The 521-nt window shown below is 52.0% G+C and carries 1 protein-coding gene; it reads right to left on the reverse strand.

The features are described 5' to 3' along the window. The coding region (locus HMPREF1627_RS10615) for a hypothetical protein (RefSeq protein ID WP_234305175.1) at window positions 1–371 on the reverse strand (371 nt) is incomplete at its 3' end. Between the last annotated feature and the right edge of the window lie 150 nt (window positions 372–521).

Here is a 521-nt window from a genome sequence, read left to right on the forward strand (position 1 = left end):
ACAAGACGCTCCTCCATGCTCTTGACGGCCTGCGCTAACGCCGAATTATCGCTTTCTTCCGTATAGGGAGCAGTTTGAGCAACTGCCTGCTCAATACTGGCTCGCTGCGTATTTCCTAATCCCTGGACCGAGTTCTTCCCGTTACGCAACGGCCTTCCATCTTCAGCACCAACAGTGGTTGGACACCGGTGAGTCGCAAATGATTCTAAGAACAAGTCCACCGTTGCGGTATCAATCTGGGGTTCGAGTGGCTCAGATTCGCCCTCGGGAATCGTCTGTCCTGACGCAACGCAAAGTTCCAATTTTGTTTGTCGAATTCGCTGATCTTGCATGTCAGCGGTCTGCAGTGTCGCAGAGAGGTCGCTGTGCAAACTGTCAATTACGCCTTTGAGCTTCGAAAGTTCACGGGAGGCGTTCCTAAAAGAGTTTCGAATGGCGCGAATAGACCTGTCTAAGTTGGCTCCGGGCTGCTCATGTTCGAGAACACTAATCTTGTCGTCTAGGTCTGTCATCGCTTCGCC

Source organism: Actinomyces sp. S6-Spd3, from assembly GCF_000758755.1.
Lineage (GTDB): Bacteria > Actinomycetota > Actinomycetes > Actinomycetales > Actinomycetaceae > Pauljensenia.